Below are 2,979 nucleotides of genomic sequence, written 5' to 3' on the forward strand. Positions count from 1 at the left end.
GGGCCGGGCGTCGCAGGCGCGGTCGGCGGTGCTGCGGCGGCAGCGGCGGCTGCAGCGGGGGCCAGGTGGCGGCGCAGCGCGGCCGCGTGACGGCCGGCACGTTCGGTCGCGCCGTCGGGCAGGCGGCCTTCGGCGGCGATCGCGTCCACCAGTTCGGCGGTGTAGTCCATCGCCTCGAGCAGCGCGTCGGCGATCGTCGGGTCGTAGGCCAGGCTGCCGTGGCGCACGCGGTCGAGCAGGTCCTCGCCGGCGTGCACCACCGTCTCCAGCGGCTTGAAGTCGAACAGCCCGCAGTTGCCCTTCAGCGTGTGCACCTGGCGGAACAGGTCGTTGAGCAACTCGGCGTCGCCGGGGTTGCGCTCGACGTCGAGCAGGCGCTGGCCGATCTGCTCGAGGCATTCACGCGCCTCGACGATGAACTGGTCCAGAAGTTCGCTGGCGTTCAGGCTCATGCCCTCGCTCCCTGGGGTTGCACGTGCGCCGTGGCCGCACGCGTGGCTGCGGCCAGGTCGCCCAGCAGCAGGGCGACCGTCAGCACGAGCTCGGTCGGTTTGGCCGGTTTGACGAGGTAGCAGTTGGCGCCGGCGTCGTGGGCCGCGGTGGCGTCCTGCGCCTGGGCCTCGGTGCTGACCATCAGCACCGGCGCCTGCGGCACCTGGCCCAGGCGGCGCAGCTCGCGCACGAAGCTGTAGCCGTCCATCTTGGGCATGTTGATGTCGACGACGTAGAGGTCGAAAGGCGCGTCGGCGGGCTGCGCGATGACCTTCTCGAGGGCCTCGACACCGTTGACGGCCTCCTCGACCCGCCAGCCCGCGTCGCCCAGCATCTTGCGGTGGTACATGCGCACGGTGGCGGCGTCATCGACGACCAGGATCTGCGGCTTCATGCGGAGTCTCCGGCGAGGGGTTTCTGGTAGACCATCGCGTCCTTGAAGCGGCGCACGCCGAACAGCGAGGTGATGCGGCTCATCGACTCCGAGTGCCCCAGGCAGACGAAGCCGCCGGGCGCGAGCGCGTCGTACATCGCCTCGGCGGCGACGCGGCGCGACAGGTCGTCGAAGTAGATGAGCAGGTTGCGGCAGAAGACGACGTCGATGTCGCGGAAGCGCCGCGTGTCCGCCGGCTCCGACAGGTTGACGCGGCTGAAGTCGACCGCGGCGACGAGGTCTTCCGAGATCGCCCACTCGTACTCGCCGTGGCGCTTGAAGTACTTGTCGAGGTAGGGACGAGGCAGCTGCGACACCGAGCGCGGCGAGTAGACGCCGCGCTGCGCCGCGGCCAGCACCTGGGTGTCGATGTCCGAGCTCAGGATCTCGACCTCGTAGTCGTCGATCTGCGCCCAGCGTTCGAGCAGGTAGATCGCGATCGAGTACGGCTCCTCGCCGGTCGACGACGGGATCGACCAGATGCGGATCCGGCTGCCCGGCTTCTTGCGCCTGACGACCTCGGCGAGCATGTCGTTGACCAGGCAGTCGAACTGGTAGGCCTCGCGGAAGAAGTAGGTCTCGTTGACCGTCATCGCGTTGACCAGGTGCTGCAGCTCGCTGCCGCCGGCCTCGAAGCGCAGGCCGATGAAGTAGCTGCGGAAGTCCTCCGCGCCGGTGGCCGCGATGCGCTCGACCAGCCGCTTGTCGACGAAGTAGCGCTTGTTCTCGTCGAAGTGGATGCCGGTCTTGCGATAGAAGAAGTCGCGGAACTTCAGGAAGTCCGCATCGGTGATCTGCACGCGCGACGCGGCGGCGGTTCTCATGCGGCCTCGATGCGCTCGATCGCCATCTGCGCGGCGAAACCGACGAAGGGATCGGCGGCGAAGCGGGCCGCCGCGGCGCGCAGCGCCGGCACGTGCTGCGGCGAGCCGGCCTCGGCCAGCGCGTCGATCGCCGCGGCCACGACGTTGACCTGCGGGTCCTCGGCGAGCACCTGGGCCAGCCAGTCGGGCACCCGGGGGTGACGCAGCTCGGCCAGCAGGTTGACGGCGAAGATGCGCACGTCCGGGTCGGCGTCGTGCAGCAGCGCCTCGACGCGCGGCGAGACGGCCTGCGGCATCTCGGCCAGGGCCTCGATCGCCCCGTTGCGCAGGCCGGCGTCCTCGGTGCGCAGCAGCGGCAGCAGCACGTCCACCGAAGCGGCGTCCGCCAGGGCCGTGAGGCTGGTGAACAGCGCGTAGCGCACGCCGGCATCGTCCTCGTGGCTCAGCGCCTCGCCCAGTGCCGGCACCGCCTGCGGGTGCACGGCGAGGTCGCGCGCGGCCCAGCGCCGGCGTTCGGCGTCGGCGCTGCGAAGCTGCGACAGCAGGCCCGGCAGGTCGCGCGGGAACTCGCGTTCCACCACCTCGCGCAGCGGCGCGGGGGCGTCGGTCCTTCTCAATCCCATCGTCGTCCTTTCAGCCTCGGGCGCGAGCCCACAGCAGCAGCTGGCGGCCGATCTCGGGGGCCGGCAGCACCAGCGAGGCACCCCCCTGGGCGATCAGTTCGGCCGGCATGCCGAAGACCACCGCGGTTTCTTCCGACTCGGCGACCGTGCGTCCGCCCTGCTGCTTCAGCCGCGTCATCGCCCGTGCACCGTCGTCGCCCATGCCGGTGAGCTGCACGCCGACCAGGCGTTCGGCGGGCACCAGCTTCATCGCGCTGTCCACGAGCACGTCCACCGACGGGTGCCACGGATGCGCCGGGCTTTCCGGCCGCGGCTGCACCGCCAGCCGGCCCAGCCGTTCGCAGACCACCATGTCGGCGCCGCCGCGGCCGATGTAGACGTGGCCACGCTCGATCGGCATCGTGGCGCCGCATTCACGCACCTGCAGCCGGCACAGGCTGTCCATGCGCCGGGCGAAGGTGCCGGTGAAGTTCTCGGGCATGTGCTGGGCGACCAGCACCGGCCAGGGGAAGTCGGCCGGCAGCGTCGGCAGGATGTCCTCCAGCGTGCGCGGGCCGCCGGTGGAGACGCCGACGATGACCAGGCCGTCGGGCGCGGCGGCGGCCGG

At 71.2% G+C, this 2,979-nt stretch carries 5 protein-coding genes; all 5 read right to left on the minus strand.

Features of this window, described 5'->3' with window-relative positions; translation table 11 throughout:
* A partial coding sequence (locus tag RBXJA2T_RS15050; RefSeq protein WP_009858264.1) for an Hpt domain-containing protein occupies window positions 1–452 on the minus strand: 452 nt, incomplete at its 3' end.
* Complete coding sequence (locus tag RBXJA2T_RS15055; protein ID WP_009858265.1) at window positions 449–886, minus strand: response regulator; 438 nt, start codon at window positions 884–886, stop codon at window positions 449–451. The genes RBXJA2T_RS15050 and RBXJA2T_RS15055, both read right to left, overlap by 4 nt.
* Entirely contained in the window at window positions 883–1,749 is an 867-nt protein-coding gene (locus tag RBXJA2T_RS15060) for a CheR family methyltransferase (protein WP_009858266.1), read from the minus strand. Before RBXJA2T_RS15060 ends, RBXJA2T_RS15055 begins: the two co-directional genes overlap by 4 nt.
* Window positions 1,746–2,372, minus strand: a complete 627-nt coding sequence (locus RBXJA2T_RS15065; RefSeq protein ID WP_029718347.1) for a HEAT repeat domain-containing protein — start codon at window positions 2,370–2,372, stop codon at window positions 1,746–1,748. The genes RBXJA2T_RS15060 and RBXJA2T_RS15065 overlap by 4 nt, the downstream gene beginning before the upstream one ends.
* A 10-nt stretch (window positions 2,373–2,382) precedes the next feature.
* A partial coding sequence (locus RBXJA2T_RS15070; RefSeq protein ID WP_009858268.1) for a CheB methylesterase domain-containing protein occupies window positions 2,383–2,979 on the minus strand: 597 nt, incomplete at its 5' end.

The sequence above is a fragment of the Rubrivivax benzoatilyticus JA2 = ATCC BAA-35 genome, from assembly GCF_000190375.1.
Lineage (GTDB): Bacteria > Pseudomonadota > Gammaproteobacteria > Burkholderiales > Burkholderiaceae_C > Rubrivivax > Rubrivivax benzoatilyticus.